The 25,290-nt window shown below is 52.5% G+C and carries 24 protein-coding genes; 10 read left to right on the top strand and 14 right to left on the bottom strand.

Annotated features, from left to right (window positions below):
• Window positions 1-49: 49 nt before the first annotated feature.
• Both ilvN and ilvB read right to left on the bottom strand, forming a co-directional pair.
• A complete protein-coding gene (ilvN, locus tag U9M73_RS01935) occupies window positions 50-538 on the bottom strand; it encodes an acetolactate synthase small subunit (RefSeq protein ID WP_009226719.1) in 489 nt (162 codons plus the stop codon).
• Complete coding sequence (gene ilvB / locus U9M73_RS01930; RefSeq protein ID WP_009226720.1) at window positions 535-2,280, bottom strand: biosynthetic-type acetolactate synthase large subunit; 1,746 nt, start codon at window positions 2,278-2,280, stop codon at window positions 535-537. Before ilvB ends, ilvN begins: the two co-directional genes overlap by 4 nt.
• A 555-nt stretch (window positions 2,281-2,835) precedes the next feature.
• Here ilvB and U9M73_RS01925 point away from each other — a divergent pair.
• Window positions 2,836-3,291, top strand: a complete 456-nt coding sequence (locus U9M73_RS01925; RefSeq protein WP_323076096.1) for a GNAT family N-acetyltransferase — start codon at window positions 2,836-2,838, stop codon at window positions 3,289-3,291.
• A 6-nt stretch (window positions 3,292-3,297) separates the two neighbouring features.
• On the opposite strand, the gene U9M73_RS01920 is transcribed toward U9M73_RS01925, so the two are convergent.
• The 9 genes from U9M73_RS01920 to U9M73_RS01880 form a co-directional block, all read right to left on the bottom strand.
• Window positions 3,298-3,594, bottom strand: a complete 297-nt coding sequence (locus tag U9M73_RS01920; RefSeq protein ID WP_009226722.1) for a hypothetical protein — start codon at window positions 3,592-3,594, stop codon at window positions 3,298-3,300.
• Window positions 3,595-3,804: 210 nt separating this feature from the next.
• Window positions 3,805-4,764 carry an ABC transporter permease gene (locus U9M73_RS01915; protein WP_127576612.1) on the bottom strand — a complete coding sequence of 320 codons (960 nt, stop codon included), beginning with the start codon at window positions 4,762-4,764 and terminating at the stop codon, window positions 3,805-3,807.
• Between the two features lies 1 nt (window position 4,765).
• Entirely contained in the window at window positions 4,766-5,839 is a 1,074-nt protein-coding gene (locus U9M73_RS01910; RefSeq protein ID WP_127576613.1) for an ABC transporter permease, read from the bottom strand.
• The gene (locus tag U9M73_RS01905) at window positions 5,832-7,370 is read right to left on the bottom strand and encodes an ABC transporter ATP-binding protein (protein ID WP_260071734.1); all 1,539 of its coding nucleotides are present in this window, start codon (window positions 7,368-7,370) and stop codon (window positions 5,832-5,834) included. Before U9M73_RS01905 ends, U9M73_RS01910 begins: the two co-directional genes overlap by 8 nt.
• A gap of 127 nt (window positions 7,371-7,497) precedes the next feature.
• Window positions 7,498-8,583, bottom strand: a complete 1,086-nt coding sequence (locus tag U9M73_RS01900; protein WP_127576615.1) for a BMP family lipoprotein — start codon at window positions 8,581-8,583, stop codon at window positions 7,498-7,500.
• 544 nt (window positions 8,584-9,127) lie between these two features.
• Window positions 9,128-9,487 (bottom strand): 50S ribosomal protein L20, encoded by a 360-nt coding sequence (rplT, locus tag U9M73_RS01895; protein WP_009226727.1) that lies wholly within the window; start codon window positions 9,485-9,487, stop codon window positions 9,128-9,130.
• Between the two features lie 44 nt (window positions 9,488-9,531).
• Complete coding sequence (rpmI, locus tag U9M73_RS01890; RefSeq protein ID WP_127576616.1) at window positions 9,532-9,732, bottom strand: 50S ribosomal protein L35; 201 nt, start codon at window positions 9,730-9,732, stop codon at window positions 9,532-9,534.
• An 86-nt stretch (window positions 9,733-9,818) separates the two neighbouring features.
• Window positions 9,819-10,313 (bottom strand): translation initiation factor IF-3, encoded by a 495-nt coding sequence (gene infC, locus U9M73_RS01885; RefSeq protein WP_009226729.1) that lies wholly within the window; start codon window positions 10,311-10,313, stop codon window positions 9,819-9,821.
• Window positions 10,314-11,016: 703 nt separating this feature from the next.
• Window positions 11,017-12,258, bottom strand: coding sequence for a glycosyltransferase family 2 protein (locus U9M73_RS01880; RefSeq protein ID WP_323076090.1), 1,242 nt, complete (start codon window positions 12,256-12,258; stop codon window positions 11,017-11,019).
• Between the two features lie 621 nt (window positions 12,259-12,879).
• Here U9M73_RS01880 and U9M73_RS01875 point away from each other — a divergent pair.
• Both U9M73_RS01875 and U9M73_RS01870 read left to right on the top strand, forming a co-directional pair.
• The gene (locus tag U9M73_RS01875; protein ID WP_036645980.1) at window positions 12,880-13,407 is read left to right on the top strand and encodes a phosphatase PAP2 family protein; all 528 of its coding nucleotides are present in this window, start codon (window positions 12,880-12,882) and stop codon (window positions 13,405-13,407) included.
• 50 nt (window positions 13,408-13,457) lie between these two features.
• A complete protein-coding gene (locus tag U9M73_RS01870) occupies window positions 13,458-14,597 on the top strand; it encodes an MGDG synthase family glycosyltransferase (protein ID WP_260069810.1) in 1,140 nt (379 codons plus the stop codon).
• A gap of 67 nt (window positions 14,598-14,664) precedes the next feature.
• Here U9M73_RS01870 and trmB read toward each other — a convergent pair whose 3' ends face one another.
• Complete coding sequence (gene trmB / locus U9M73_RS01865) at window positions 14,665-15,375, bottom strand: tRNA (guanosine(46)-N7)-methyltransferase TrmB (protein ID WP_009226115.1); 711 nt, start codon at window positions 15,373-15,375, stop codon at window positions 14,665-14,667.
• Between the two features lie 334 nt (window positions 15,376-15,709).
• On the opposite strand from trmB, the gene mnmL reads away from it, so the two are divergent.
• Genes mnmL through U9M73_RS01845 form a run of 4 tightly spaced genes read left to right on the top strand, consistent with a single transcriptional unit; the run spans window position 15,710 to window position 18,668 of the window.
• A complete protein-coding gene (gene mnmL / locus U9M73_RS01860) occupies window positions 15,710-16,663 on the top strand; it encodes a tRNA modification radical SAM protein MnmL/YtqA (RefSeq protein WP_009226113.1) in 954 nt (317 codons plus the stop codon).
• Window positions 16,664-16,669: 6 nt separating this feature from the next.
• A complete protein-coding gene (gene mnmM, locus U9M73_RS01855; RefSeq protein WP_323076088.1) occupies window positions 16,670-17,266 on the top strand; it encodes a tRNA 5-(aminomethyl)-2-thiouridylate-methyltransferase MnmM in 597 nt (198 codons plus the stop codon).
• A 16-nt stretch (window positions 17,267-17,282) separates the two neighbouring features.
• Window positions 17,283-17,681: a VOC family protein gene (locus U9M73_RS01850; RefSeq protein WP_260069813.1), complete on the top strand. Its 399-nt coding sequence runs from the start codon at window positions 17,283-17,285 to the stop codon at window positions 17,679-17,681.
• 36 nt (window positions 17,682-17,717) lie between these two features.
• Window positions 17,718-18,668 carry an alpha/beta hydrolase gene (locus U9M73_RS01845; RefSeq protein ID WP_260069814.1) on the top strand — a complete coding sequence of 317 codons (951 nt, stop codon included), beginning with the start codon at window positions 17,718-17,720 and terminating at the stop codon, window positions 18,666-18,668.
• An 81-nt stretch (window positions 18,669-18,749) separates the two neighbouring features.
• On the opposite strand, the gene U9M73_RS01840 is transcribed toward U9M73_RS01845, so the two are convergent.
• Window positions 18,750-20,561, bottom strand: a complete 1,812-nt coding sequence (locus U9M73_RS01840; RefSeq protein ID WP_260069815.1) for a B12-binding domain-containing radical SAM protein — start codon at window positions 20,559-20,561, stop codon at window positions 18,750-18,752.
• Between the two features lie 12 nt (window positions 20,562-20,573).
• The gene (recQ, locus tag U9M73_RS01835; protein WP_009226108.1) at window positions 20,574-22,406 is read right to left on the bottom strand and encodes a DNA helicase RecQ; all 1,833 of its coding nucleotides are present in this window, start codon (window positions 22,404-22,406) and stop codon (window positions 20,574-20,576) included.
• A gap of 189 nt (window positions 22,407-22,595) precedes the next feature.
• Between recQ and U9M73_RS01830 the strand changes: the two genes are divergently transcribed.
• The 3 genes from U9M73_RS01830 to rlmD all read left to right on the top strand — a co-directional run bounded on the left by U9M73_RS01830 (window position 22,596) and on the right by rlmD (window position 24,825).
• Entirely contained in the window at window positions 22,596-22,853 is a 258-nt protein-coding gene (locus U9M73_RS01830) for a spore germination protein (RefSeq protein ID WP_260069816.1), read from the top strand.
• A 222-nt stretch (window positions 22,854-23,075) separates the two neighbouring features.
• The gene (locus tag U9M73_RS01825) at window positions 23,076-23,387 is read left to right on the top strand and encodes a CLC_0170 family protein (protein ID WP_009226106.1); all 312 of its coding nucleotides are present in this window, start codon (window positions 23,076-23,078) and stop codon (window positions 23,385-23,387) included.
• Complete coding sequence (gene rlmD, locus U9M73_RS01820) at window positions 23,374-24,825, top strand: 23S rRNA (uracil(1939)-C(5))-methyltransferase RlmD (RefSeq protein WP_009226105.1); 1,452 nt, start codon at window positions 23,374-23,376, stop codon at window positions 24,823-24,825. Before U9M73_RS01825 ends, rlmD begins: the two co-directional genes overlap by 14 nt.
• Window positions 24,826-25,290 lie beyond the last annotated feature (465 nt).

Genomic DNA, 25,290 nt, shown 5'->3' with positions numbered 1-25,290 from the left:
GCAATTCTACTGTAGTGTCAATGAGCTTTGGTGAAGCCTTGTTTACGTTTTACGCGTTCCCCCGGATCATGGCGGTCACGCCGGTGCGCGACAGCTCCCGGATCCCGTATGGACGGAGCAATTCAATCATTGCATCGATTTTCTCGGTATCGCCCACTACTTGGACGATCATGCTGTGCGTCCCGATATCGACGACTGCGGCGCGGAACGTTTCGACAACGCCCATAATTTCCGGGCGCTCCGCCGGCTCCGCTTTAACCTTGATCAAAGCGAGCTCGCGCGCCACCATCGGTCTGGAGCTGAGATTCACAACTTTGATCACGTCGATCAGTTTGTAGAGCTGCTTCTCAATTTGCTCCAGCGTTTTGTCGTCCCCTTGCGTGACGATGATCATCCGGGACAAGCCTGCTTCCTCGGATTGCCCTACGGTAATGCTCTCGATATTAAAACCGCGCCGTCCGAAAAGGCCGGCAACACGCTGCAGAACACCTGGCTGGTCGTTCACTAAAACAGAGATCGCATGGCTTTTCATCATCATTCACTGTCCCCCATCAACATTTGATCAATGGTGGAGCCTTGGGTAACCATCGGATATACATTTTCCTCTTTGCTGACCACGAATTCCACCAGTACCGGTCCCGGCGTGTCGAGCGCTTCCTGCCATACGCGTCTGGCTTCTTCTTTGTTGGTTGCCCGCAGGCCCTTGACGCCGTAAGCTTCCGCCAGTTTGACGAAATCCGGACTTCCCTCGAGATTGATATGGCTGTAGCGGTTGTTATAAATTAATTCCTGCCATTGGCGAACCATGCCGAGTACCTGGTTATTGATAACCACGACTTTGACCGGAATGTTGTTGATCGCGCAGATCGCCAGCTCCTGAGCACACATCTGCATGCCGCCGTCACCGTTGATCGAGATCACCAGCCGATCGGGATGTCCCATTTGTGCACCAATAGCGGCAGGGAAGCCAAATCCCATAGTTCCGAGGCCGCCCGAAGTGATCCAGGAGCGAGGCTGATTAAATTTGTAGTACTGGGCCGTCCACATTTGATGCTGACCTACGTCGGTCGTGATGATCGCATCGCCGCCTGTCGTTTCGTTCAGCATCTCGATGACCCACTGCGGCTTCAGCACCGTATCCGAGTCCTTATACTTCAGCGGCTTCTCGATTTTCATGCGTTGGATTTGTGCTCTCCAAGCATCCGCTTTGTCCGCCCGGGATACGAGTGGATTCAGCATTTCCAGCACCGTTTTGACGTCTCCCACGATCGGAATGTCCGCATAAACGTTCTTGCCGATTTCCGCTGGGTCGATGTCGATATGCACCACTTTGGCATGCGGGGCAAATCCGTCCAGCTTACCGGTCACCCGATCGTCAAACCGCGCCCCGATGTTGATCAGCAAATCGGATTGTTGAATCGACTGGTTGGCCGTATACGTGCCGTGCATTCCCGGCATTCCCATCCACAGCTCGTGGCCGCTCGGGAAAGCACCCAAGCCAAGTAAAGTCGTTGTAATCGGAATTTGCGTCTTATTAACGAATTCGAACAGCTGTTCATGTCCGCCGGAGTATACGACGCCGCCCCCGGCAATAATCACCGGACGTTCAGCCTCCTGGATCGCCGCAGCCAATTTATCCAGCTGCAAGCGGTTTGGCACCACCGTCGGGTTGTAACCGCGCAGGTTGATGGTTTGGACGGGCTCGAACAACGTTTTGTTTGCGGATACGTCCTTCGGAATGTCGATCAGAACCGGTCCTTTGCGTCCCGTGTTCGCGATATGGAATGCTTCGTGAATAATTCGCGGCAAATCCTCTACGCGCCGAACCAGATAGCTGTGTTTCGTAATCGGCATCGTAATGCCGGTAATATCTGCTTCTTGGAACGCATCCGTACCGATCAGGCTGGAAACGACGTTCCCCGTAATCACAACCAGCGGAACTGAATCCATAAACGCAGTGGCGATCCCCGTCACCGTGTTGGTTGCTCCCGGACCGGAGGTGGCGATACATACGCCGACTTTGCCGGTAGCCCGAGCGTACCCGTCTGCCGCATGGATGGCGCCCTGCTCATGTCGCGTTAGCAGGTGATGGAAGTCTTTAAATCCGTACAGCGCATCGTAAATATACAACACCGCTCCGCCCGGATAACCAAAGACGCATTCGACACCTTCCAAAAGCAAGCTGCGAAGCAGGATTTCGGAACCCGAAATGACTTCCGGTTTCATCCATTTCTCTCGTAATTGTTCTGTAGACCGCACTTCTGGAATTTGCGCGCTCATCAGTCATCCTCCTTTTCATAGGTTGTTTTTTAAAAGTCAATTTTTGAAACTCTTATTAAACTAAAAAAACCTTCCGTCCGCCGGAACAGTTTCCTGCTCCGAGGGACGAAAGGTTTAATCCTCCGTGGTACCACCCATTTTTACCCAGCACCTCGCAGTGCCAAGCCTTGACGAGTAAAAGCCTAAGCTGCCTTACTCGTGGTCCATAACGCGGACCAGACGATTCCCCCTACTAAGCCTTTGTCGCAAGCTCCACCGCGGATGGCTTGCAGCTTTTCAGGGAAACAGCTCCGAGGTGAGCTCGCAGTTAAGGGATTTTGGTGGTGGTCTCAGCAAATCCATCCACTCTCTGAGCAAAGAGCCCTTAAAGCTTCGTCCTCATCATTGCCGTTTGCAAGATATGCTTCAAATGTTTAGGAACATTATATGATTAGATGACACCGCACGTCAATACCCTAAACAATTAAAGTTTCCAACAGGAACCCTTTCCCTCCTCTCCCTCATATGATAAAAGATAGCGCCCAATCTTATGCACGGTTAGGAGGAGATTCGCGTATGATTCGTTACAGAAGGCCGAAACAGGACGATCCCGTCATCTACGATCTCATCCGCAGGGAGCTTGTCCCCTTCACCCATATGCCTCCTCAGGATATTGAAGCGGTCTTTAAGGATCTCCCAGTGCGGCTGTCACGCGGCGTATCGCTGATTGCGTCACCAACCTACGAAGCGGATCCCGTCGCTTTCATCCATTTTCTTATTTACGGCGACCTGTTATATATCGATATGATGGCGGTGGCAACGGAACACCAACGGCAGCGTCATGGCAAAACGTTAATGGCCCATGCGGAAAACTTCGCGGTCTCCCGGGGATGTCAACGGGCAAAAGTAATGGTGGACCGGGATAACACCCGAGCCCACCTCTTTTACCGCAAATTGGGATATCGGACTCAGCGTTACATCCCGTTGTCCCAATGTTATGAGCTGGAAAAAAGACTGCCCAGCCGCAATTAAGCCAGCTTACCAGAAATACGGGGAAGGATAACCGCCGTACGGTACGCCTCCGCCATACGGATACCCCCCGTACGAATAACCGCCAAAGGCGTATGGAGCGGTGCCGATCGCTAAGAGATCAAACAATACAAGCGGGATTAACGCTTTGGTTTTGACTTTTTTGCCGGGAGCTTGGCGGAGGATCAAGCGATTGCCGCTAATTTTCACCAGCTTCCCTGTAACCACCGTGCCGTCTTTTTTATAAGCCGCGATCTGCTTGCCCAGCCATTTCTCGGCTTCTTTTCTCGTAACCGTTCTGCCCATCCGAATTCCTCCTGTCAGGTTAGATCCTATAGCCGTGAAAACCGCTCTGGCCGAACCGTTTGACTCGGCTATTTTGTGTACACCCTTAGCATATGCGCCTGTCTCCACCCTGGCATACACCATCGCCTTGACCGCTGACAAACGGGCTTCTAACTCCAGAAGGGCAAAAAAAGGATGCTGACCAAGGGCAGCATCCTTTCAACTTGAAGCTTAACGTTTCCCCGGATCGTATGGCGTACCAAGCGCCGCCGGCGCCGAGGATCGACCCACCGCACCAACGAGGACGATAATCGTCAGCACGTAAGGGATCATAAAGATAAATTCCTGCGGAATACTTCTCGACCAATCGAACAACTGCACGTAGTTGCGGATCGCCTGCGAGAAGCCAAAGAACATCGCCGCACCAAAGGCGCCCAGCGGGTTCCATTTACCGAAGATCATGGCCGCAATCGCAATAAAGCCTTGGCCGGAGATCGTATTATGGGCAAACGTACTGGTTGTCGTCAGCGTAATCGTAGCGCCGCCGATCCCTCCGAGGACACCGCTGAGCAGCACCCCGATATAACGCATTTTGGTCACGTTAACGCCCAGCGTGTCCGCCGCACTTGGATGTTCGCCGACAGAACGCAGGCGCAGTCCAAACGGCGTTTTAAACAACACGAAGTAAATGACCACGACGAGGATTAGCGCCAGATACGTCGTTGGGTACGAGTTAAAGAAGCCTTCCCCGATGATCGGGATATCGCGCAGAATCGGAATTGGAACCTTATGGAACACGGTAACCAGCGGAGTTTCAGCGGCTCCGTCGAAAATCAATTTGACGATGTACACGGTCAAGCCCGCTGCCAGGAAGTTGATTACGATCCCGCTGATCGTCTGATCCGCTTTAAACGTAATCGTAGCAATGGCATGAATCAGCGCGCCGAGCGCTCCCGCTACCATCGCCGCAATCACGCCAACCCACGGCGAGAAGCTGCCCATCCCTGCTTCTTGGGCATAGTAGGTCCCGACGCCAGCCGCAAACGCACCGAATATCATCAAACCCTCCAAGCCGATGTTAACGACGCCGGAACGCTCGGAAAAGATACCGCCAAGCGCCGTAAATATCAACGCCGTGGAAAAGACAAGGGTGGAGTTCAGCAATTGACCAAGCAGTGTAAGTACGTCCATCTTACGACACCTTCTCTTTCTTGCGCTTCAGGTAAAACGGCTTCAGCACGATTCTTACAATGCCTTGAGCGGCAATAAAGAATATGATCGAACCGATTACGATCTTGATCAGTTCCGGCGGTACACCGGCGCTAAAGCTCATCCCGGCCGAGCCGTACGTCAATACGCCGTACAGGATCGAACCAAGCACCACGCCAAACGGATGGTTCATGCCCAGCAACGCCACGGCGATACCGTCAAACCCGTATCCCGGAGACGCGGCGAACACCGATTGATAATGAAACACGCCAAGCACCTCAAACGTGCCGGCCAGACCCGCAAACACACCGCTGATGAACATCGCTTTCACGATGTTGCGGCCGACGTTCATCCCGGCGTATTCCGCCGCATTTGGGTTCAGACCCACGGAGCGCATTTCATAGCCTTGCTTCGTTTTCCAGAGGTACACAAAGAAGAATACGGCTGTCAGCAAAGCAATTACCGTTCCCCAATGGACCCGTGCGTTATTAAACACATCGTTTAAGAACGTCATCGAAGCGGACGCATCGATGTTCTCCGAACGGTTTTGGCCCTTAAGCAGGTAAAAATTACGAATGATGTAGTTGGAAAGATACAGCGCCGTCCAGTTCAACATGATCGTGGTGATAACTTCATTGATGCCCCGTTTGGCCTTCAGGTATCCCGCAATGGCAGCCCAAAGTCCGCCGCCAATTCCCCCGGCAATAACTGCTAAAGGCACCAGGATGGCCGATGGCAATCCCTTGAAGGACAGCGATACCGCTGTCGCCACCGTCATGCCGATCAAGACTTGTCCATCCGCACCGATGTTAAACATCCCGGAGCGGAAGGCGAAAGCGACCGCTAACCCCGTGAACATCAACGGCGTGATTTGACGGATGGTTTCGCCGAAATCGTACGGATTCCCTACGACCCGCTGCACCAAGGCACCATAAGCTACTAACGGATTGTATCCGCCGACCAGCATAACCACCGCGCCGACCAATAAGCCAAGCACAATGGCTACAATCGGAAGAATAATGCTATCTAGCGTAAATATTTTTCGCAACTTATCCAACGCTTTGACCTCCCCGTTCCAGGCTTCCCGCCATCATGAGACCCAGCTCCTGATCATTGGTTTCGTGCGGAAGCACTTCCCCGACAATCCGGCCTTCATAGATGACGGCAATCCGATCGGACACGTTCATGATTTCATCCAGCTCGAAGGAGATCAGCAACACCGCTTTGCCTTGATCCCGCTGCTCAATCAGCTGTTTATGAACAAATTCGATCGCACCGACATCCAGTCCCCGTGTCGGTTGAGCAGCAATCAGCAGATCTGGATTCTTGTCTATTTCCCGCGCAATAATCGCCTTCTGCTGGTTCCCCCCGGACAGGGAGCGCGCTTTCGTCTCTATGCTTGGCGTACGCACGTCAAACGCTTCAACCAATTGCTTGGCATGCTCGTCGATCGCCCGCCGATTTAGGATACCGCCCTTGCTGTAAGGTGCTTTGTAATAGGTCTCAAGGATCATGTTTTCGCTGATGGAAAAGTCCAGCACCAAGCCGTGCTTATGACGATCCTCTGGGATATGGGACAACCCGCTTTCGATAATCTTGCGCGCCGGAAGGTTGGCAATTTCCTTGCCCGACAGCTTGATGGAGCCGGAATCAATTTTACGCAATCCAGTGATCGCCTCAATCAATTCGCTCTGTCCGTTGCCGTCAACCCCGGCAATGCCGACGATTTCCCCGGCACGCACATCCAGGTTCAGCCCGTTCAGGATCTGAATCCCCTGCTTGTCCTTCGCTTTCAAATCTCTCAGCTGCAGGACAGGCTCGCCAATCTGCGGTTCTTTTTTATCAACCTTAAAGGTCACGCCGCGGCCCACCATCTTCTCGGCCAGTTCTTGTGGATTCGTCTTTGCTGTTTCGACGGTATCGATCACTTTGCCCCGTCTAATAATCGTAACTCGGTCGGAAATCTCCATGATTTCCTTCAGTTTGTGCGTGATCAAGATGATGGACTTGCCTTCTGCCACCAGCCGTCTCATAATCGCCATCAGTTCTTCGATTTCCTGGGGAGTCAGCACAGCGGTAGGTTCGTCAAATATAAGAATATCTGCGCCGCGGAACAGAATTTTCAAGATCTCGACCCGTTGCTGCATCCCTACGGAAATATCGTGGATTTTCGCGTTGGGATCAACTTGCAGGCCGTACTGCTCCGACAGTTTCGCCACTTGGGCGGTCGCCGATTTATAGTCGATATTAAGTCCCTTTTTCGGTTCCATGCCAAGAATGATGTTCTCGGTCACCGTAAAAGGATGAACTAGTTTAAAATGCTGGTGCACCATCCCAATGCCTAGTTTAATCGCCTTGTTGGGATTGTCGATTGTCACCGGCTGGCCATTCATTTCGATTGTGCCTTCATCCGGCTGATACAGACCAAATAAAATGTTCATCAACGTTGATTTACCCGCGCCGTTCTCGCCTAGCAAGGCGTGAATCTCGCCCTTGCGTAAGGTTAGGCTGATGGAATCGTTCGCGACGATACCGGGAAACCGTTTTGTGATTTGCTTCAACTCGACTACGGGAGCTTCAGCGCTCATGAAACCACCCTCACCATTATGGGATTAACGCAAGCAACAAGGCCAGTAGATCCACTGGCCTTGCTCGCTTGAATGACTTAATTATATTCCACTGTCCATACGGACGTAAATGTCTTGCGCTTGCTGATTACTCAGCAGGAACCGTAATTTCGCCATTGACGATTTTTTGTTTGAATTCTTCGACTTTGTCCAAGATTTCTTGACTCAGGTTCGGATTCTCTTCCGGCAAACCTACGCCGTCTTCTTTCAGCGTCAAGTTCGTGACTTGACCGCCTTTGAAGCTACCGTCGATGACTTGTTGAGTTACGTTCTTAACAGCAACGTCAACGCGTTTCATCATGGAAGTCAGGGTTACTTCGTCACCGAATTCCAGCGATTGGTCTTTGTCTACGCCGATAACCCACAATTTGTTAGCACCGCCGGCTTGGTTACGAGCAGCTGCTTCGTTAAATACGCCGTTCCCCGTTTGACCTGCAGCCGGGAAGATGATGTCTGCGCCATCGTTAAACAATTGGCTTGCCAAGGATTTACCTACGTCCGGTTTGTCATATGCACCTGCATAAGTAACCGTTACTTTTGCATCTGGGTTAACCGCAGCTACACCCGCTTGGAAACCAACTTCGAAGCGTTTGATAACCGGGCTTTCCATCCCGCCGATAAAGCCGATTTTGTTTGTTTTCGTGGTCAGACCAGCAACAACGCCAACCAAGAAGGAACCTTCGTTTTCGGCAAATGTTACGGACTCTACGTTAGGAGCATCAACCACGTTGTCGATGATTGCCATTTTTGCGTTTGGATTCGCTTGAGCAACTTGTAATGTCGCATCGCCAAGGTCAAAGCCGATCGACCAAGTCAAGTCATAGCCGCCTTGTACGAATTGGTTCAAGTTTGGAACATAATCGGAGCTTTGAGCACTTTGCAGATATTTGTTTTGAATGCCTAGCTCCTCATGCAGCGCTTCGAGCGCTTCCCATGCCGATTGGTTGAAGGATTTGTCGTTTACGCCGCCTACGTCAGTAACGAGACCGATTTTAAACTTCGATGCATCGGTTGCCGTTCCGCCGTTGCCTGCTTGCGTGTTGTCTGCTGTATTTCCAGCATTCCCCGTATTGGTTGTTCCGCCGTTGTTTGCTGCATTGTTGTTACCGCATCCCGCCAAAATCAGAGTAAATGCGAGCACCAAGAGTAAAGAAAGTTTGAAGGCTTTGTTCATTGCGGTTAATCCCCCTTAAAATTTTGTGAGTCTAATCTAAGTTGACCACACAGACAGATTATACCTGTAAAATATACTAAAATCCATACTTTTAATAACCTTGGGTTAAATAATTTTCGCCTTTACCTTTGATAAAACGCTTACTTTCGACAAATTTATCATCCAATGTTCGCATCATGTGAGATTATCCGGCTAACCACGCTATTTCCGAACATTCAGACCTAATTCACGCGCAAACATTGGTATTTTCCCAGGTTTGTAAGGATCGACGGACGTGTCGTGCGGTTCTTATACAGCATTCCATATTTTCAACAATTCCATACCATGCACTTAAGATATTCTGTTCCAAACGCATAAGCTCATCCGGGGGGAGAGTTCCATGAATTTCCAGCAAAAAGCACATTCGAATTCAGCTTTGCGACCATACCCATGCGATCATTCACGCTTCTGCTCCTGCCTATGTAATCGTCCTCGGACCGCTCTATTCCCCAAAAAAAGCGCCGTCCCGGAAGGATCCGGAAACAGCGCCTTAATCGTTTGAATTTTAAGCGTTGATTTTTTCTTTAGCGACAGCTGCCAAAGAATTGAAGGCATTCAGGTCGTTAACTGCGAGATCAGCCAGCATTTTGCGGTTGATGTTCACGTCAGCGAGCTTCAAGCCATGCATCAATTTGCTGTAGGACAAACCGTTCATGCGAGCTGCGGCATTAATACGGACGATCCACAGTTTGCGGAAGTCGCGTTTTTTCGCGCGGCGGTCACGGTAAGCGTACAGCAAGGATTTCATCACTTGCTCGTTCGCAGTTTTGAAAATGCGGTGTTTCGAACCAAAATAACCTTTAGCCAGTTTCAATACTTTTTTATGACGACGACGAACGACGAATCCGCCTTTTACTCTTGCCATTTAAAAAACCTCCCAATAAGTTGTGTAAATTGTTCCTTCGAAAATTACTTCAAGTTCGCCAGTTGCTGCTTCATGCGGCGAACGTCACCTGCGTATGCAACAGGGCTGTTGGCCAAAACACGTTTTGCACGTTTGGACTTATGGGACAGCAAGTGATTGCGGTTCGCTTTGTAACGTCTAACTTTACCGGATCCGGTAATTTTGAAGCGGTCTTTCAGACTGCTGTGGGTTTTCATTTTAGGCATTGTACTTCCCCCTCAAAGTTTGTGACGCCCGTTTTCTCTTTCAGGTCATTCCGCTGTTGGAACGATCATATATAGAAAACAAACGATTAGTTTTTCGGTGCCAGGATCATGATCATACTGCGTCCTTCCAGCTTCGGAACTCGTTCAACGTTCGAGATTTCCGCAACCTCATCTTTGACGCGGTCGAGAATTTTCTTCCCGATGTCGGCATGGGTAATTTCCCGTCCGCGGAAGCGAACCGAGCATTTTACCTTGTCGCCATCTTTCAAAAATTTGATCACATTGCGAAGTTTCGTTTGGAAATCGTGTTCCTCGATGTTCGCGCGGAACCACACTTCCTTGATGTCCACAATTTTCTGATTCTTGCGGGCTTCCTTCTCTTTCTTCTGCTGCTCGTAACGGAACTTGCCATAGTCCATAATCCGGCATACCGGCGGCTTGGCAGTCGGCGCAACGTTCACCAGATCCAGATTCAGGTCCATCGCCATCTGCAGCGCTTCGCGCAGCGGCTTAATGCCGATTTGTTCGCCTTCAGCGCCTACGAGACGGACTTCTTTCGCACGAATCTCTTCATTGATCAAATGTTCCTTACTGATAATCCTCCACCTCCAAGTGGTCTTAGTAATGACTTGGACCCTGTACTCACACACATAAAAAGGATGCAGGCCCAATACCCGCATCCCTCATTGATCGTCAATTCTTCATGAACATTGCATTCATAAATGAACGGATCAAAACCAGCCAACACGTGCGTCGGTCAGGTGAGAAGCCGGGGCCTCTGCTTGCAATCCAAAAATATCTTGCAACCTCAAATACTATACCATGTGTATTTTACCAAGTCAAGGGGAGTTGGCAAAAAAACGAATGTCTGATGAGACCGGATTAAACATGGGCGGATTCATGGGCGGGTTGGCGATGTTTTCGGAGTAATAGAGGACATTTTTACCCTTATTTCGCTGTAGGCGCTCTAATGGGTCAAATTAAGACCGTTTTATGGCCTTATTTCCACAAACTCGCAGCAAAATCCCTTGTTTTCGCGCCTTCCGGCAAAAATAAGGGAAATAAATTCCGCTATTTTACCGCAAACTCCAATTTCGCAGCAAATAAGGCTATTTTTTGCCGCTATTCTCCCAGCAGGCGCAAAAAGCCAACTTTAAAGGGCCCGGCTGAATTCAAGATTCGACGCCGAGCCCGCTTCGTAAACTTTGTAACATTTAATCAAAAGTTAAAAAATCGACTTTTCAGCACCGAGAAGGTTGGATGAAGCTGGGAGCGAATCGATTTTTAACTCACCTTGTTGCTTTGGACTTCTTCCAGGCGAACCACCCGCGTATGCTGCGTATGGCTCCATTGCTTGTTGTTCTGGGTGAAGAACGCGTAGAACGTGATTGGCCACCAGGAGATCAAGTAAATCGGGAACAGGACCAAGTAAGCGTAGACCTTCTTGGATTTGACCTTCTCCAGGAACATCGCCATCAAGAAAATAAACACGTTTGCGACAACCGCCACATACGACACCCACATCGGCAGGTAGCCGTACAACGTTTGAACATGCGGCCCTTCCAGCAACGATTGGTCGACCCAGATAAACGCCGTCAGCAGGAACGTCAATAACACGATGTACACGTTGGCTCCATAAAGCGCCATGTCCAGCTTCACCATGTTCCGCTCCTTGATGCTCTTCCACAGCAGCGGGAAGAAATAACGGCGAGCGACGGTGAAGTGCCCTTGCATCCAGCGCAGACGTTGGCGCGCCGACGCTTTAAACGTCAATGGCTTCTCATCGAACAGCTTCGCGTCATAGTTAAACACCGGATATACCCCGCGTTCAACGCAACGCATCGTAAATTCAAGGTCTTCTACCAAGCTTGTAGCGCCCCAGCCGATTTCTTTCAATAGCTCGGTTTCAAAGCACATTCCTGTGCCGCCAAGGAAGTTCGCCATCTTCAGGTTCGTCCGGGACAGCTGCCACAGGCGGTTACAATACCAGTACGAAATCCCGTAGGAAGCGGTAATCCAGGAATCCTCCGGATTCTTCGTATCGATGTAGCCTTGGATGACCCGCGCGCCGGCGCAAAGATCGTTATTCATTTCCCGCAGGAAGTCCGGATGCACCAAATTGTCGGCATCGAACATCACAACGGCGTCGTATTGACGCGGCATCTTCCATAGCTGCTTCAGCATCCATTCGATGGCATAGCCTTTCCCCCGCAAGTTCGGGTTGGTCCGCACGCAAGCGTTCATCCCGTGGCTGCGAACGATATTTGCGGTATTATCGCTGCAGTTATCGCAAATGACAAACACGTCGTACAATTCTTTCGGGTAGTTCATTTGTTTCAAATTTTCCATCAACGCCCCGACCACTTTTTCCTCATTATGTGCTGCAACCAGCACAGCAAAGGATTTGCTCGGTTCGTATTGCACCTTGTTCTTCTTTCTGTACATGCCAAATAAAGCCAAACCAAATTGATACACCCCAACCACTGCCAGAATGACCTGCAGTGAAATCAAGATGACATCCAACATGATTTCTTGCCCCCTTTTTACCCCGATTGTTTTTTTCTTTATCTCTCGGAGTTTTAGATTGTGAATGACCCTTTCTTTCTTATCTTGCTCTTTCTTTCTAGATCTTTCTTTGGACTCGTTGCCGGCTCTTTTTTCAAACCAAATACGATTTTCCACAACTTGACGTTGTTTGTCAAAGCAACTATGGCCCTTACGTTGCGCAAAAAACTGGAAGACCGGTGAATTTTGGCATACGGGGGCCCCGCAACCTGCTTTCAGGTACGGTTACATCCTATTTTCATCACTTTTGGCAATTTTTATTTCTTTTTTTAATTTTTTATTGCTCGGCTGGACACCTTGTTGGCGTTACAATTACATAGACGAACTCACTTGGCAAAAAGTTAACAAATCTGCACCATTTTTTTAAACAGATCTGCTATGATTTGAATCATTGTACAAGGGCGAAGAACGAAAAGTCAAAAAGAGCACGGCCTGCAGCGCAAAAAAACGTCCTTGAAAAGGCCATAGAATAAAAATATGATTAGTCTAACTTGAAAATGCCATGCTATTTGAAAAGAGCAGCCACGGGACAGGCAGTTTCCGGGGACTAGAACGCGGCCAACCATCGTGCGGAGGGATATTATGACTCGTTTATTCCATAAGCTTCAACAACTCGACCGACAGCTCTTTGTAGGAATCAACGGCCGCCTGCACCGCAGTTTTCTGAATTTCTGGCTGTATCATTTAACTCATTTAGGGGGAGCTTGGTTCACCATCCTTTCGTCCTTGCTCATCTGGCTTGCGGCTCCGCAGCCATGGAGCAAAATCGGCTTGCAATCCTGCGTCGCGCTCGCGATCAGTCATCTTCCAGTAGCACTCGTCAAAAAAACCTACCCGCGTCTTCGGCCCTACTTAACGCTGCCGGGCACCAATACGTTCCGGAACCCGCTGACGGACCACTCGTTTCCGTCCGGGCATACGACGGCCATTTTTTCTATAACGGTACCGTTTATGGCCGCGGTCCCAAGCTTGATTCTGGTGCTGTTGCCGATCGCTCTGATCGTGGCAGTTTCGCGTATTTATTTAGGCCTACATTACCCTTCAGACACCTTGGCAGGAGCGGTCATCGGCTCCTCTGTAGCGCTTGGAACGGTTGCATTATGGGCTTAAAGGGGATATTGTAGACAGTAGGAAAACCTTGCAGGAATAAGGTGAAACCAGTGCAAAAACAGAGAGTCTTACTTTTATCCGAGGGGTTTGGAGCCGGTCATACGCAAGCGGCCTACGCGCTCTCCAGCAGTTTACGAAAGATTGCGCCAAACATACAGACGAAAGTCCTAGAGCTGGGCAGTTTTTTGAACCCTAGGGTGGCGCCGATCATCATCACCGCTTACAAGAAAACGGTGTCCTCGCAGCCTCGGCTTGTCCGTATGATGTATCGCAGCAACTACAAAAAATCTTTAAACCGATTGACGACGATGGCTCTTCATCGGATTTTTTATACGCGTACAATTCAAATTATCCGTCAGCTTCATCCCGACGTGATCGTCTGCACCCATCCGATCCCCAGCGCGGTTATTTCCCGCCTGAAACGGCTAGGTATGCTGGACGTCCCGCTCTGTACCGTCATTACCGATTATGATGTGCACGGTGCTTGGGTGAGCCGGGAAGTGAATTGTTATCTCGTTTCCACCGACCAGGTGCAGAAGAAATTGATGGAACGGGGCGTAGACAATAATAAAATCCTGATTACCGGCATCCCGATCCATCCGAATTTCTGGGAGCGCCATCGGAAGGAAGATATCCGCCTGCAATTCCATCTGAAGGATATGCCTACCGTTCTGGTCATGGGCGGGGGCTGGGGCTTCATGAAGGACGAAGCGGTCAATGCACTGCTCGCCTCTTACCGGGAGCAAATCCAAGTCATTTTCTGCCTGGGCAGCAACGAGAAGTCGCTGGAGAAAATGAAAAAGGACCCCCGGTTCATTCATCCCAACATCCATCTGCTTGGGTTCACGAAGGAAATCGACAAGCTGATGGAAGTGTCCGATTTGCTGATTACCAAGCCGGGCGGCATGACCTGCTCGGAAGGGTTGGCCAAAGGCATCCCGATGCTGTTCCACCAGCCGCTTCCCGGCCAGGAAGAGGAAAATTCACATTATTTTGCTCAGCAAGGTTGGGGAACGCCCATGAAATCACTGGACGATATCACCGATTGGATCAAACGTTTGACTGAGCAATACGATGAAGTCGTTCGCAAACGGGAAGAGGTCTTGAACCATATCGCCCGGTTCCGGCCGATGCAAAGTGCTCAAGCTATCATTGATTTACTTGGAAATACGAATTTCATCCGAAAATAACCAGCCTGATCAGGAAGGCGATTTACAAAAAAGCGGAGCCAGGATTCATCCTGCTCCGATTTTTTTGCTATTTAAACATCTCCATCTTCCGCTCATGGTAACGTTGTAAGGCCGCTTCGCCAACCATTACTTCGCAGCGGTAGATCGGCATGCCTTGTCCTACGAATTTGCTTTCGTATTCCGTCATGACATGGGCCTCATTAATCCCGCCTTCATGCAGGCTAAGCGAAATGTCGCTCATCTGCAATCCAACCGCGGCAAAGGCATTCAGCGAAAATTCAAACAGCACGCGGGAGTCAGTCTTGAAGTGAATTTCGCCGTTTTCGTTCAGGAGATGACGGTATTTCTCCAAAAACCGCGGGTGCGTCAAGCGCCGGCGCCAATGCTTCTTCTTCGGCCATGGATCACTGAAGTTCAAATAAATGCGCTCCACTTCCCCTGGCGCAAAAAACTCCTCGATCATTTCAATATTCCCCAGCGCCAGACGAACGGTTTGCGGCTTCAGCCCGCCCTGCTCGTCCCATTTCGCGCGCACCTTCTCGCTCGCCCGGCGAATCAACTCATCATACATGTCCATGCCGATGAAGTTCACGTCTGGATATTTTACACTCATGCCGCTGATAAACTGACCTTTGCCCATGCCAAGCTCGATGTGGATCGGACGGCCGTTGCCGAACACCTCCGCCCAGCGTCCTTTATATTCCCGGGGATTCAGGACAACCAGATCCTGCTGCTCCTCCAAATGCTCCCGTATTCCTTTTCTGCCGCGTAAACGCATGTTATTCCTCCGCTTTCTTGGTATCCATTCCTTGCAATATTGTGCCGAAGTTTGCTGCAAATGTAAAGCGCGCAATGAAAAAGGAACCAACCGTTCGCCGGGGAGACGAGACGAGTGATTCCTTTTTCGATATATTTTGGAATTGGGGTCCAACGAAATTGATATTCTCAAAATAACATATTTCCGTACCCTGCCGCAAGGAAACAGGCAAGCAGCATTCCCCTTTTCCAGTGAAATTTGATACAATAAATTCAGTGGAAGCGGCGTACGGACGGGGCTTTCGCCGTTGTATAAATATGCAAAAAATATTTTGTGACAAAATGAAGGAGCCGCAATGAGTACACTGATGACGGACACTCCTGCTTTGTGGGGAGACAAAAGATTTCATACCTGGAATTTCGAGATGCGCCAAGAGTTCGGAGACAAGGTATTTAAGGTGATGCTAGATGCCGGATTCACTTGTCCCAACCGCGATGGCTCGATCGCAAAGGGCGGTTGCACGTTCTGCAGCGCCCGGGGATCGGGCGATTTTGCCGGAAGCCGCCGGGACGATCTGGTAACGCAGTTTGCCACGATCCGCGACCGGCAGCATCTGAAGTGGCCGCATGCGAAATATATTGGATATTTTCAGGCTTATACGAATACTTATGCGCCGGTGGAGGTGCTTCGTGAATATTACGAAGCGATTCTGGAGCAGCCGGGTGTCGTCGGTTTATCCATCGCCACGAGACCGGATTGCCTGCCGGACGATGTCGTGGATTATTTAGCCGAGCTCAATGAGCGCACCTACCTCTGGGTCGAAATGGGCTTGCAAACGATCCATGAGTCGACGTCCACGCTGATCAACCGGGCGCACGATACGCAATGCTACCTCGATGCGGTGGAGAAACTGCGCGCACGCGGCATCCGGGTGTGCACGCATATCATTTACGGCCTGCCGCAGGAAACGCATGAAATGATGCTGGAGACCGGCCGCGCCGTGGCGAACATGGACGTGCAGGGCATTAAGATCCACCTGCTCCATCTGATGCGCAAGACGCCGATGGTGAAGCAGTACGAAGCAGGATTGCTGCGTTTCCTGGAACAGGACGAATACGTCAAGCTGATTGTGGACACGCTTGAGTTTCTGCCGCCAGAAATGATCGTGCATCGGCTGACCGGAGACGCGCCGCGCGACCTGCTGATCGGACCGATGTGGAGCCTCAAAAAATGGGAAGTGCTCAACGCCATCGACGCGGAGCTGAAGCGCCGCGATTCCTGGCAGGGCAAATACTGGAGAGGACGTTGAGCGCTTATGGGCTTCCTCTCCGTATTAAGCTTCGCGCATAAACTGGCCGGCGAACGGCTGAGGCTCGGCGACGCGGCCGTCGACGCCACGGCGGGAACCGGCGCGGACACGCTGTTCCTGGCCAAAGCCTGCGGTCCGAAGGGGCGAGTGTTCGCCTTCGATATCCAGCCGCAGGCGCTGGCCCTAACGAAGGCTCGGCTGGACAAGGAGCCGGCGGATTCCATCGCCGGCGTCACCTTGCTTCAGGCGAGCCACGCGGACATGGCGGCCGTGCTGCCCGCGGACGTGCACGGGCGGCTCGGCGCCGTGATGTTCAACCTCGGCTATTTGCCAGCCGAGGGCGCTGACCCGGCGCTGATCACGCAGCCGGACAGCACGCTGCCCGCCCTGGAGGCCGCTCTGGCCCTGCTGCGGCCGCGCGGGATCTTGACGGCCGTCCTCTACCCCGGCCATCCCGGCGGCGACGCCGAAGCGGCGGCGGTGGAAGCCTGGGCGGCTGCACTGCCCGCTTCCGCCGGACAGGCGATCCTGTACCGGCAGCCGCAAAGGCCGGCTGCCCCGTATTTGATCGCGATTGAAAAGAAATCAACCAATTCGAATTGAACTGGGGGTCATCGGTATGGGCATTCGCAAAATCGAGCATATTGGAATTCGCGTCTCGGCTCTGGAGGATTCCATCGAGTTTTATGAACGGATTATCGGCATGAAGCTGTTATCCACGATCGGTGAGGTGGGAGACCCGCTGCGTCTGGCTTTCCTAACCTTTCCGGGCCAGGAATCCGTTGAGGTCGAGCTGATTAATCTCCCCGAAGGAGAAGAGTTGCCGAATGAGGGCAAGGTGCATCATATTGCCTTTACCGCTAGTGATATCGAAGAGGAATATGCCCGGATTTCCAAATTAGGCTTATCCGGTCTCGACCCGGAAATCCGCAGTCTGCCGAACGGCAGCCGATTCTTCTTCTTTAACGGACCGGACGGCGAACGGATCGAATTTTTCCAGCCTGCGTTTCTCGCTTGAGGTCTTCCCATAATTCCGTGGAAAGAAGGGCTACGCTTGAAAGAGCATACGTTTACGTTCGACAATGACACAAGTCATGGGGTCTTCGTGTATCGTTGGATCGCCGCTGATTCCGCCGACCCGCCGCGCGGTGTGCTGCAAATCGCCCACGGCATGGCGGAAACGGCCAAGCGCTATGAGCGCCTGGCCCGGTTGCTGACCGCCCACGGCTTTATCGTCTACGCGAACGATCACCGCGGGCACGGGCGCACGGCTGGAAGTCCAGAGGAATTAGGCTGGCCGGGCAAACAAGGCTTTACCGGCATGGCGAAGGATATGATTCAGCTTACGAAGATTATCCGTCAGGAGCATCCCGATCTCCCCTTGTTTCTGCTCGGCCATAGCATGGGCTCCTTTCTGACGCAGAAGGTCATGTACCTAGCCCCGGAGCCTTATACTGGATTTATTCTCTCGGGAACAGATGGTCCCCGGGGGCTGCTGGGCCTGGGGCGAAGCCTCGCCCGCTTACAAAGCCTGCTGCAAGGCGAGACCCATCCCAGCCTGCTGATGAACGCGGTGACCTTCGGGAGCTTTAACCGTAACTTCCTCCCGGCGCGGACGCCCTTCGACTGGCTCTCCCGGGACGAGGCCGAGGTGGATAAATACATCGCCGACCCGCACTGCGGCTTCTTGTGCAGCGCCGGCTTCTTTTACGGCTTCTTTGGCCTGCTGCAGGAGATTCACCGCCCGGAGAAGATGCGCTCCATCCCTAAGGATAAGCCGGTTTATATCTTTGGCGGCGACCTCGATCCGGTCGGCCAAAACGGCGCCGGCGTCCGGCGTCTCGCCGGACTGTACCATCAGCTGGGCCTCAAGGACGTTGAGGTGCGGCTGTATCCCGGCGGCCGTCATGAAATGCTGAACGAAATCAACCGCGACGAAGTGATGTCGGATGTGTTGAATTGGCTGGAGTGGCATCTGCCGCCCGAAGCAGCGAACGCAGAATAAACAAATAAAGCGAGCCTGCTGAACCGGCTCCTCGGGAAGAGGAAGCCGGTTTGCAGGCTCGCTTTTTCGTTATTGCTCTCCTCACTTGACCAGGGTGCAATGCTCCGGGGACCAAGCGCTTAAAGGGGCGTGGAAATACACCGGCCGCTCGTCTGCTTCCTGCTGGTAGAGGACAACAAGCAGCGTGCCTTGCGGCTCATCCCCTGCGTTCGCCGGGCTTGCTGGCGCTTCTGACCCTTCCGCTCGCAGTACATCGCCCAGCGCAAACGGCAGCTCTTCGATGCACGCATACTTCTGCAGCCCGCGTTCATCCAGGCCGTATGCCGCAAATTGCTCTGACAAAGCAGCAGGGGCTTCTGCGAGCGCACGGAAATACGCGCTGCGCCGGTCTTTGTCCACCCGGTCCTCCCACCAGATTTTCCGCGGCTTATACTTGTGTCCAAGCAGGTAGTCGAGCTTCATTAAACCAAGCACAACCTCCGGCTCTTTCAAAGTGCGTCCGCTTAAGAACGCGTGAAGACGAGTGAACAGGTCCTCCAGCTGATGACCGATCCGCTGCCAGCCTTGTTCCTCCCAATAGTCGCCAAACTCCTGGAAGAAGTCAAACGGCGAATCGAACTCGTGAGTGACCAGATACTCCACGGTGTGATCCATGCGGTGCGCATTCCAATACTTCTCCAGCACGTCCTCCAGCCGCTTCAACCGGATTACGTCCTCAAACGGCAGCACGTTATTGCTCAGGATTTCATAAGGCGCATGGTCCATAAACACGTAGTTGTATTTCTCCGCGTCATTCCGCAGCCCGGTTCCGCGCAGCATCTTCAGGAAGCCAAGCTGCAGCTCCTCGGGACGCAAAGCAAACACGTCGTTAAACGTTTTGCGGAACGTGGCATAGTCCTCTTCCGGCAATCCGGCGATCAAATCCAGATGCTGGGCGATTTTGCCGCTTTCCTTGATTTTGGTGACGGTCCGGGTCAGCTTCGTAAAGTTCTGGCGGCGTTTCACCAGCTCGTTGGTTGGATCGTTTGTCGACTGCACGCCAATCTCGAAGCGGAAGATGCCGGGCGGCGCGTTCTCCGCCAAATAGTCCAGCACCTCCGGCCGCATGATGTCCGCCGTGATTTCGAACTGGAACACGCAACCCTGGTGGTTGTTGATCAGAAATTCGAACATCTCCATCGCGTAATTGCGGTTAATGTTAAACGTGCGGTCCAGAAATTTAATGATCTTCGCGCCATGCTCGATGAGGTACAGGATGTCCGACTTCACCCGTTCGATATCGTAATACCGCACGCCCACCTCAATACTTGAGAGGCAAAACTGGCAGCTGAACGGGCAACCGCGGCTGGTCTCGAAATACACGATCCGTTTGCCGAGATTCGGAATATCCTCGGGAAAACGATGCGGCGACGGCAGCGTGTTCAGATCGGATTTTGGCCGAGGCGGATTCAGTACGACCTCTTCTCCTTTGCGATAGGCCGCGCCAAACACGAAGTGGAACTTCTGCTCCCCGGACAGTTCCTGCAGCAAATGGTGGAATGTCTCCTCACCGTCCCCCATGACGATAAAATCCACCTCCGGGATGCGCTCCATCCAGTATTTCGTGTCGTAGCTAACCTCGGGGCCGCCCAGTACAATCTTCACTTCCGGCAGCACTTTCTTCAGCAAGGCCACCACTCGAATCGTCTCTTCGATATTCCAGATATAGCAGGAGAACCCGATGACATCCGGCTTCCGCTTAAACAGATCCGACACGATATTCATCACCGGGTCCTTGATCGTATATTCGGCCAGATCGATGTCAAACTCGTTGCCGCTGTAGGCTTTGAGCAGCCGGATCGCCAGCGAGGTATGAATAAATTTTGCGTTCAGCGTTGCCAATATGACTTTCACATGCTCACAACCCTACTCCATATTTTGAAAAAACTCCAGAAACGGCTTTCCGTACTTACGGTACTTCACTTCGCCGACGCCCTTGATTCTCAGCATATCCGCTTCGCTGGTCGGACAGACCACACTCATCTCGCGCAGCGTCGCATCGTTGAAAATAATATAGGAAGGCACCCGCTCCTTCTCGGCCAAATCGCGGCGGATCAAGCGCAGCTGCTCGAACACCGTCTCGTTGACGGCGGACGGCCCTTCATCATACTTGCGGCGCCGCGAGCTAGATGACGATGAGGACGCGGCGGCAGTCTCCGGCGCACGGAGCATCACCTGATGGCGGCTCTTCAGCACCTCAACCGCCAACGGCTGCAGCCTTACGACCGGGTATTGCCCTTCGGACAAGGCCAAATATCCTTCCGCAATAAACACATTGATCAGTTCAGAAATTTCCTTCTCGGTGCGCGTGCGCAGCATGCCATAGGTAGGCAACTGATTAAAGCCGTACTGCAGCACCTTTTTGTTCTGCGAACCTTTGAGCACCGAAGCGACCAGCGAGACGCCAAACCGCTCCCGCATCCGGTGGATACAGGAGAAGACGATCTGCGCGTCGCGCGTCATGTCGACGAGCTCCCGTTCGTCCCGGCAGGAGCTGCAAACACCGCAAGGCGTGCGGTCGTGAGCCTCACCGAAATAATCCAGCATTGCCCAGCGCAGGCAGCTCGTCTGGTAGCAATATTCAACCATCTGCTGCAGCTTGCGGTACTCGTTGCGTTTGCGTTCTCCATCCTGCGGGTTTTGCTCGATCAGGAATTTCTGCGTCATGATGTCCTGCGGACTAAACAGCAGGATACATTCGCTGGGCTCGCCGTCCCGGCCAGCCCGGCCCGCTTCCTGAACATAAGCCTCCATGTTCTTCGGCATATTGTAGTGGATCACGTAACGGACGTTCGATTTGTCGATCCCCATCCCAAAGGCGTTGGTCGCCACCATCACGCGAATGTCGTCATAGAGAAAAGCCTCCTGGCTCTCCTCCCGCTCCTTGTCGGACAAGCCGGCATGGTAGCGGCCGGCAGGGATGCCGGCGCGGCGCAGGCGCTCGTACAGGTCGTCAACCTCCTTGCGGGTTGCGGCGTAGACGATCCCGGGCTGATGCGCATGGGTCGTCGCGTAATTCAGGACGAATTCGCGCTTGTTCTCACCGCGCAGCACCGACATCGCCAGGTTATCCCGACCGAGGCCGGTGACGAACACGGCCGGATTCGCAAGGCGCAGCAGACGGACCATGTCGTCCATGACCTCCGGAGTGGCCGTGGCTGTAAAGGCTGCGAGGATCGGCCGTTGCGGCAGCGATTCCACAAACGGGGAGACCGCCAGATAGCTTGTCCGGAAGTCATGGCCCCACTGCGAGACGCAGTGCGCTTCGTCGACGGCGACGCAGGAGATCGATAGACCGCTCATTTCCTCGCGGAACCAGTCCAGCTCCAGCCGCTCCGGCGCAACATAGAGCAGCTTCAGCTCACCGCGGCGCGCCGCCCGGATGCGGTCGTTCACTTCCTTGCCCGACAGCGTGCTGTTGATGTAGGCGGCGGAGATGCCCATCGCCGTGAGCGCATCGACCTGATCCTTCATCAACGAGATCAACGGGGAAACAACCAGCGTCAGACCCGGCAACATCAGAGCCGGGATCTGGTAACAGATCGATTTGCCTCCGCCCGTCGGCATAATGCCCAGCGTATCCGCGCCGGACAATACGCTCTCGACGATTCTCCGCTGCCCTTCGCGGAAATCGGGATATCCGTAATATTTCTGCAGCAGCTGCTGCGCATGTTCCATCGTAAGTGCTTCCGTGCTCATTTCGCTTGATTTCTCCTAACTTCCCAATCGGCCGTCGTCCTCCCGGATTTTCGGGACAGACCGGCTTTATGCACTTTTTTAGTTTACCGGGGTTTGGAGAATTGGGCAACCGCCGCAAACGCTACATAAACTTTTCCAAAAAGTCCAACACTCTCTAATAATCCTACAATTCGTTCGGAGGCGGCAGATATGCTGGATTGGAAATCCAAATACGAAGCGTATGAGAAGAAGCATCCTTCAAAACCATCACCTTCGTCTTCTTCCTCGAACAGTTGGGATGCGCTGATTGTCCCGGCGCTGTTCGACCAGTTTTTTCAAACCATTGACGATTATTCATGCGCTTCAATTTGCCTATGTTCACCTGATTTATTGGCCGTTTGTCATCTTCCCCTTCTTGTTTGTTATCATGATGTCGATGAAATCAGTTCATCTCTTAAATTGGCTTGAAGTCGGTCATGCTGGGCATCGCCGTCAGCGCCAGCTTGTACTTGTTGCTCGTGCTCTCCACGATTGGGATCTACGGGGTTCGGGAAACCCTTGTTCTGTTATATCCTAGCACATTCACCAGAAAAGCGACTGGGGACAGATGTATGCGAACATCCCGGGATCCGTGAAACTCAGTGTTTCGATCCGTCGAGCCGGCTTAAAGCGAATTAGGAGGTGCATGTCATGAATCAGGTGCATGTGATGAATCACGTGTTTGCTTTTACCGCTTCCATCTCACTCTTTTCCGGACTTGTCTTGCTTCTGGTGGATCAAACGATTTATAAGGTTCAGCAGAAGCAAAAGGAACAGAAATACGCCAAAATCTTTGGTTGGATCAACCTCTCGCTTGCTGGCACCGGTTTCTGGTTTTTCTGTTATTGCAGCTGCCATAACCCTTCGTCGATGCAGGTCATGGTATCCCTTGGATTCCCATGGTATATTGAGTCTAGTACAAACCTAACAGGATGGAGAATCAGGATTCATGAAAGAACGTAACTATTCCGGCAACCGCCCGGGCAACAAAACGCAATCGCGGCCCAAGCCGCCGATCGCCAAGCGGGAACAGGCCGATGAGATACGTACCGGCGACCGGATCGTCGTGACGATCAAGCGGCTGGGCATTAACGGCGAAGGCGTCGGCTATTATCGGCGGAAAGCCGTGTTCGTCGAAGGCGGTATTCCCGGTGAGGTCATACATGCAGAGGTTACCCGCGTGGAGCCTAAATATATCGCTGCCGTGATTCGAAAGATCGAGAAGCGCTCTCCGCATCGGTTGGAGGCGCCATGCCCGGTGTTCGGCATCTGCGGCGGCTGCCAGATCCAGCATCTGTCCTACGAGGGACAGTTAGCCGGCAAAGAGGAGATCATCCGGGAGGCGTTTGCGCGTTACGCCGGCCTGCAGGACGTGCGGTTGAAGCCGATGCTGGGCATGGATCACCCTTGGGGCTACCGTAACAAGGCGCAGCTGCAATTAGGCATGTCCCAAGAGGGCATGATCGCCGGCTTGTATGCGGCCGACTCCCATAAGCTGATCGATATTACCGGTTGTCCCATTCAACACCCGAAGGTGAACGAGGTGGTGGACAAGACCCGGGACGTGCTTCAACGACTAGGTATTCCAGTATATAAGGAAAAAAGCAACCAAGGGCTGGTCCGTACGATTGTCGTCCGCGTTGGCTTCCAATCCGGGCAGCTGCAAGTCACGCTAGTCACCGCCAACGACAAGCTGCCGCGCCGGGAGCAGCTGGTCAAGGAGCTGCGACTGGCGATGCCCGAGCTGACCAGCATCGCAATGAACGTGAATCCGAAGAACACCTCGCTCGTATTTGGCAACCGGACAGAGATCTTGTGGGGCGCAGACAGCATTCAGGAATCGCTGGGTGATCTGGAATTCACGCTATCGCCCCGCGCCTTCTTCCAGCTGAACCCGCTGCAAACGGTCAAGCTGTATGAATCCGTGCGTGCAGCTGCGGGTCTGACGGGTAAAGAAACCGTCGTTGATGCCTACTGCGGCACCGGCACGATCGGCCTGTGGCTAGCACCTTACGCGAAGGAGGTTCGCGGCATCGAATCGATCCCCGAAGCCGTCGAGGACGCCAAAGCGAATGCAGCCCGGAACGGCCGGGATAACGCTCAGTTTTACACCGGTTACGCCGAGGAGTTACTCCCCCGCTGGGTCAAGTCCGGATTCGCCCCGGACGTCATCGTCGCTGACCCGCCGCGCACCGGGCTGGATCCCCGCTTCCTCGAAGCGGTGCTAAAGACGAAACCGAAGCGCTTCGTCTACGTCTCCTGCAACCCGTCCACCCTGGCAAAGGATTGCAAAGCGCTGCTGGACGGCGGATATGCGCTGGAATGGGTGCAGCCGGTGGATATGTTTCCGCAGACGAGTCATGTGGAGTGTGTAGTGTCAACACATCGTATTGACAAATAATAGGGCGCCTAAACCAGTTGTCAAAACGAAAAGCAGCCTAACCCTTTAAAAACATCATCGGGGTTAGGCTGGTAACTTCAACAAGATAATTCAAATTGTTGAGAGCGTAGAAAATGCTCAGGGTAATGGACATTTTCGGAGTCTGTCAAGAATTTTCGTATTATGAGGTTAGCCAGCTTAATCTGGTTAGCCTCTTTTTGATTTATGATAGCTGTAGTCGGGAGAGAACGATCAAGAATTGGGGCGAACAAGCCCGTTACACAAACTGTTCACCCACTATTGCGCAAACCATGATTAAGCTGGTTGAGACACTTCTGATCTCGTATCACACGCGAAGCTATGGACGTGCAATGGTTAGTGGGCCACCGGCAAATCACCTGTTAAAGTCACCTTGCTAATCTGGAAAATCGTTGTCTTTAATGAAGGCCTTCACTTGATCTCTGCTGAACTTTGGGGCCACTATGT

This window comes from Paenibacillus phoenicis (genome assembly GCF_034718895.1).
In the GTDB taxonomy this organism is placed as follows: domain Bacteria; phylum Bacillota; class Bacilli; order Paenibacillales; family Paenibacillaceae; genus Fontibacillus; species Fontibacillus phoenicis.
This window is presented reverse-complemented; position numbering and strand designations above follow the sequence as displayed.